Annotated in this window: 9 protein-coding genes; 4 read left to right on the forward strand and 5 right to left on the reverse strand. The window is 65.3% G+C overall.

Translation table 11 applies throughout. The features are described from left to right. The first annotated feature begins 260 nt into the window (after positions 1-260). Positions 261-716 carry a DUF6228 family protein gene (locus tag ACIPK3_RS34250; RefSeq protein WP_402576120.1) on the forward strand — a complete coding sequence of 152 codons (456 nt, stop codon included), beginning with the start codon at positions 261-263 and terminating at the stop codon, positions 714-716. Then, complete coding sequence (locus ACIPK3_RS34255; RefSeq protein WP_402576121.1) at positions 713-1186, forward strand: hypothetical protein; 474 nt, start codon at positions 713-715, stop codon at positions 1184-1186. The genes ACIPK3_RS34250 and ACIPK3_RS34255 overlap by 4 nt, the downstream gene beginning before the upstream one ends. Before the next feature lie 51 nt (positions 1187-1237). On the opposite strand, the gene ACIPK3_RS34260 is transcribed toward ACIPK3_RS34255, so the two are convergent. The 4 genes from ACIPK3_RS34260 to ACIPK3_RS34275 all read right to left on the reverse strand — a co-directional run bounded on the left by ACIPK3_RS34260 (position 1238) and on the right by ACIPK3_RS34275 (position 3231). Then, positions 1238-1582 carry a hypothetical protein gene (locus ACIPK3_RS34260; protein WP_402576122.1) on the reverse strand — a complete coding sequence of 115 codons (345 nt, stop codon included), beginning with the start codon at positions 1580-1582 and terminating at the stop codon, positions 1238-1240. A gap of 34 nt (positions 1583-1616) precedes the next feature. Then, on the reverse strand, positions 1617-2210 hold the full coding sequence (locus ACIPK3_RS34265; RefSeq protein ID WP_402576123.1) for a hypothetical protein: 594 nt from the start codon (positions 2208-2210) through the stop codon (positions 1617-1619). Further along, positions 2207-2551: a hypothetical protein gene (locus ACIPK3_RS34270; RefSeq protein WP_402576124.1), complete on the reverse strand. Its 345-nt coding sequence runs from the start codon at positions 2549-2551 to the stop codon at positions 2207-2209. The genes ACIPK3_RS34265 and ACIPK3_RS34270 overlap by 4 nt, the downstream gene beginning before the upstream one ends. 101 nt (positions 2552-2652) lie before the next feature. Beyond that, positions 2653-3231 carry a DUF4240 domain-containing protein gene (locus ACIPK3_RS34275; protein ID WP_402576125.1) on the reverse strand — a complete coding sequence of 193 codons (579 nt, stop codon included), beginning with the start codon at positions 3229-3231 and terminating at the stop codon, positions 2653-2655. Positions 3232-3288: 57 nt separating this feature from the next. On the opposite strand from ACIPK3_RS34275, the gene ACIPK3_RS34280 reads away from it, so the two are divergent. Continuing rightward, entirely contained in the window at positions 3289-3558 is a 270-nt protein-coding gene (locus ACIPK3_RS34280; RefSeq protein ID WP_402576126.1) for a hypothetical protein, read from the forward strand. Positions 3559-3572: 14 nt separating this feature from the next. Next, positions 3573-3926, forward strand: coding sequence for a hypothetical protein (locus ACIPK3_RS34285; protein ID WP_402576127.1), 354 nt, complete (start codon positions 3573-3575; stop codon positions 3924-3926). A 25-nt stretch (positions 3927-3951) separates the two neighbouring features. Here ACIPK3_RS34285 and ACIPK3_RS34290 read toward each other — a convergent pair whose 3' ends face one another. After that, positions 3952-4542 carry a hypothetical protein gene (locus tag ACIPK3_RS34290; RefSeq protein ID WP_402576128.1) on the reverse strand — a complete coding sequence of 197 codons (591 nt, stop codon included), beginning with the start codon at positions 4540-4542 and terminating at the stop codon, positions 3952-3954. Positions 4543-4720 lie beyond the last annotated feature (178 nt).

The following is a 4720-nucleotide window of genomic DNA, read 5'->3' on the forward strand; positions in this document are numbered from 1 at the left end:
GGGACAGACCCCGACGCGGGCTCCCTGGCTATGTTCTCACTGGTCACAGGTGCACTCTTTCAAGATCGGAGTTACACCGTTCTTCTTACAGTCCCCAGCTCCGCGTCATCGCACACACCATCCAAAACGCCGCAGAACACCCCACCGGAGGCAACACGGCCCACGGCTCTTCGCCTTGTGGCTCAAGTTGAGGAAGGCATAGCCCCGAAAGGGGAGAATCCCGATGACGTCGAACGCGACGCTGGCTTAGCGTTCCGCCCATGACCTCCCTGGGCGCCGACCCCGACGACAAGGCCAGCGTGACCATCCGCTGCCAGGACAACACCTTCGTCGGCGTGACTTTCTGCGATCGGTTCAGCTTCGACGCGGACTCCGTGCACTATGCCGTCGAGCTGCGGGCCCCCGGCTTGACGGCTCGCGTCAACGAGGTCGTCGCCTGGATCTGGGACAGCGATCTCGCCGCGTTCCTGGAAGAACTGGCCGCGGACTACCGGGGATGGGACGGCGAACGGAGCTGGCAGACCAACGACCGAGACCTAACGGTGTCGGCCGTCTTCCGTTCCGGTGGCCACGTCGGACTGACCTGGACCTTGCGACCCTGGCCGAGGGCCGCTGGCGGCTGGAGCGCCTCGGCAACCACGTGGCTTGAGGCTGGCGAGCAGATGACTGCCCTGGCCGCCGACGTCCAGCGCTTCCTCGCCGAGGAGCACCAGTGACATCGGGCATGCGCATCACTTGGGTGCTGGCTACACACGGATGGGCCGACTGCACCCTTGAGGATCACTACGCGAAGGCCGAGCTCACCGCTTCGTACATCACAAGTGCGCCCGAGGAGTTCCTGACCGCGGTGGCCCGGCTCGTCGCGGGGGAGACGGAGACCCGTGTCCAGTTCGAGGCCGAACCGACCGCCTACCGGTGGATCTTCTATCGCGAAGGCGACGACGTCTGGATCCGCGTGCTGGAACTGCGCGACGGCAGCGATCACGACAACAGGGGAACCGAGATCTGGTCGAGTCAGCTGGGCATCAACCAACTCGCCCGCGCTGTGATCCGCTGCTTCGACGAGGTCGCACAGGCCCATGGCGAGAGCGGCTACCGGGGCAAGTGGGGCGAGCACTTCCCCCGAACCGAACTCGAAGCCCTCAGACGCCTCTGGCGCACTCACCAGCACCCCCAAAAGACGTAGCCGGGACAACAGACTGCTCAGGTTGAGTGAGACAAGTCAGCAGGACAACTGTCACCGCTCAGCTCGGCGGACTCCCGTACAGGCGAGGACTGCGTCGGCATCGTCGGAGAGGAAGAGTATGAAGGCCCACGTCCGGTCCGGTGAGAAGATGCAGCCGATCCTGACCTGAGCGGCTTCGAGCCGGGTGAGGATGTCGACGGTGGACGGCAGGGCGAGAGTCTCAGCACCTCGCTTCCTTGCCCGTCGGAGACGAGCCGCGTAGATGCTGGCAAGCTGCTGACTGGGAACGCGGCCGTCCCATACGACGAAGTCGCCTCCGGCGAAAAGCGCCTCCCTGGCGGCTTCGCAGGCCGTGGTCTGGTCGCCCAGCATCCCGGCGAGTTCCGCCCGGTCCATCTGTCCTCTTTCCGCCTACTGTCCCGCAGTCCGCTCAGTCGTCGAAGTGGAGGCCCGGCCGGGTCCAGAGTGTGAGGTCGCTGCTTGTGGCGACCGCCAGGGTCAGGCCGGAGGGAGAGAACCCGGCCGCGCGGAGTTCTGAGTACTCGGAGTGGAAGACGTGCCACCACGTCCCTCCCGCCGGTCCTTTGTGGAACCCGCCGTTGGCGGAGAGGATGACGCGATCGTGGGGCCACTCGGGGCTGACGACGTCCAGGGTCCAACCGTCCGGCGTGGTGCTGTGCAGGCCGCCGCCGAAGAGTCCGGCTATGCGTACCGGGGCGCCCGCGATTGGGCCGAGCCCAGGGCAGGTGAGGTCCGGGTGGGCGTCGGGGGTGCTCGTTTCCGGAGCAGGGTCCCGGTCGCGAGCGATCTTCTCGCCGGTGACCGCGTCGAAGAGTCCATGGCCGTCGCTGGACACGACCATGATGAGGTCGTGTCCACTGTCGGGATGGACGGCGAATCCAATACCGAGTAGGCCCCCGATGGGAGTCCTGCGGTCCATCACCGGCTGCCATGGCTCGGGAGCCGACATGACGGTAGCGGTGAGATAGCGCTCGCGCAGCTTCTGCTGGTACTCCGTGATCAAGTCGTCTCCTCGGTGCGATCCGCATCGAGGGTCTCTCGCGCAGCGGCCCACGTCGACTCGAATTCTCGGCGGGTGATCTCGGCAGCGCCGTGCGCTTCCTGCCATCCGCGCAGTGCGCCTTCCGCGAGGACGCCGTACTGCCGCTCGTAGGCCGCCATGGCAGCGAGGTCGCCACGGTCACGGATCTCGATGACCTCCGCCAGCGAGGCTGCGGTCACGGGCTGGCGCTGAGGTCCTTGCAGGTCGACCTGGCGCAGGGCCCATTCCTCGCCGTCGAGCTCGAAGTACGACCAAACATCGCTCTCGCCGTCGTAGGCGCGGATCCACAGCAGCACGCTCACATGATCTCTTGGTGAGGAGAAGGCGCGTTCGGCGAGGCCCACGGGCCGACCGCTTCCCGTTGATGCACCTGCGACGCCGTCCGACTCGTTTAAGCGAACGCTCACAAAGGAAACATCACGCTCAGTCTCGGCAGCTTGCGTGCTGCCTCGTCCTCGCGTCGCACGTCCCACCGCTGACCGAGCGGCCCTGAACTGGCCTCTCCATCACCCTGTTCGGCCTCGACAGCCGCATAAAACGCGTCGCCGCAGTCATCTTCTACACCGGTCAGGACCCCGTACGCCTCCATCGCGACATAGTCGAGAGACTCCCACCCGGGCCACTCGTCGTTCCACATCTCCGTCGGACGGCCCACCAGGCGCTGGACCTCCGGGGCGTCGGCCAGGGAGTCCGGATCAGCCACTGCCCGTGAGAAGGCATCCCTGCCAAGCCCCACCATCCACAGGCCGAAGTAGCAGAAGCCGTCATCGGAACACCATCCGCCGAAGATCCGGTCCGCCGCTGCCCACAGGTCCCAGGTGAACGCTTCGTGCGTCACCTCGTCCAAGCGCACCTGGAACTGCAGGACCTCAGCCAGCGACCTTCGCGACAGTTCGCCACGTAGCCACGCAAGCCGTTCGTCCGAGCCCTGCGCCTGACGCCGGCACTCCTCGATGAGCCCCCAGAAGGAATCAATGTCCACAGCGGCACTGTGCCAGGCACCTCTGACAATGCATGGTCGACGGACTATGTTCGAGCGGTGGAGAATCCGGAGATCATCATCAAACTCACCCCGGATGAGGCGCTGGTCCTGTCGGACTGGCTGGAGCAGGTGCAGATGACAGACCTCAGTCGTCTCGTCGACGATGCGGCGGTCTGGGCACCCCTCCACCGCATTGCCGGAACGCTCGACAAGTCGCTGCCGGAGATCTTTGCGGCGGACTACTCCGAACGTCTGGAGGCGGCCCGCAGCAGGCTTCGTCCAGACCTGGACGACAGCGCCAGTGACGAGGAGGGTGCGGACGCATGAAGCCCCTCTCGGGGATGACTGAACGCGAGTACTTCGCCAGCGTCGGCCGACGTCCCGGCATGTTCGTCGGCAAGACCTCCTTCCACATGCTGACCGCGTTCCTGACCGGTTATGACCAGCATGCTCTCCGGCACGGTGGGCCCGGGCTCACCGGCTGGCACGACTGGCTCGTCGCCCGTCGTGGACGCGACTGCAACCACGCCTGGCCCGGCCAGGTCCTCCACATAGCCCTCCCGAACGGCTGGGACGACTTCTGGGATCTTCCGCCTGAGGACGAACAGCACGCGATCAAGGTCCTCTACGAGCTCCTCGACGAGTTCGCTGCCGAGCGCGAAGCAGCGCAGGACTGCAGACCTCAGATTGAGTGAGACGCCGCGCCGCACCGCGTCTCACTCAACACGATTCATCGCTGGTCACAGCCCCGACGTGGTTCACCTTCACTGAGACGGGACAGTCTGCACGAGATTCGGTGAGCTGCCGCCCGATGAAGTGCCAAGTGGACTGCTGCGAACCCTCGTTGACCTGCCTACCCATGAGCCCCGCCAGGAGGTCAAGCGCCTCTTGGGTGACATAACGATCAGGGTCAGGTGACTGAAGATGGCGTCGGAGCAGATCTGCGTCGAGCCCCTGCTCCTGGAGATAGGCGGCGAGCGTGCCTACCGCCAGGAAGTTGTAGGCGAGGGCGTCAGTGAGCGCATAGAGCACCAAACGATGCCACTCGCTTGGCTGATCGACGTTCCGATGCGCGACACGGACCGCTTCATCGAGATGCTGCCGTCCCCACCGGGTGAAGTCCTGGACGAGAACGATCAGCTCGCTCGGCACGACAGCTTCGGATGCTTGGTGACTCTGGGATCGTGCCGCATTTCGGGCCTGCGGCGCGGGCGGCAGCGCGTTGCGAACGTCCTGCAAGGCTGCTCGCCGGTTCACCCCTGTCAGCTCCTGCCGTTGGCGGGCCGCATTCTTGCGTGCGTGAGATGTCATAGCCAGTTCCTCGGCGCCTGCCCATGATTCTGCGCTGACCGTGGCTTTGCCACGAGGCGGGCTGCTGCGATGACGCGGAGCATCTAGGTGTATTGACCCGCAGGGTTGTTGACACGGCTGATGGGTGGTTGGCCTCCGAGTGCGGTGTGGCAGCGATGGTAGTTGTAGGTGTGAAGGA

The organism is Streptomyces sp. NPDC086787, assembly GCF_044745865.1.
Taxonomy (GTDB): Bacteria; Actinomycetota; Actinomycetes; order Streptomycetales; family Streptomycetaceae; genus Streptomyces.

Bases quoted from the DNA above. Each gene is read 5' to 3' on its own strand.
- ACIPK3_RS34250 (WP_402576120.1), top strand. From the start codon at position 261: ATGACCTCCCTGGGCGCCGACCCCGACGACAAGGCCAGCGTGACCATC.
- ACIPK3_RS34260 (WP_402576122.1), bottom strand. From the start codon at position 1,582: ATGGACCGGGCGGAACTCGCCGGGATGCTGGGCGACCAGACCACGGCC.
- ACIPK3_RS34285 (WP_402576127.1), top strand. From the start codon at position 3,573: ATGACTGAACGCGAGTACTTCGCCAGCGTCGGCCGACGTCCCGGCATG.
- ACIPK3_RS34290 (WP_402576128.1), bottom strand. From the start codon at position 4,542: ATGACATCTCACGCACGCAAGAATGCGGCCCGCCAACGGCAGGAGCTG.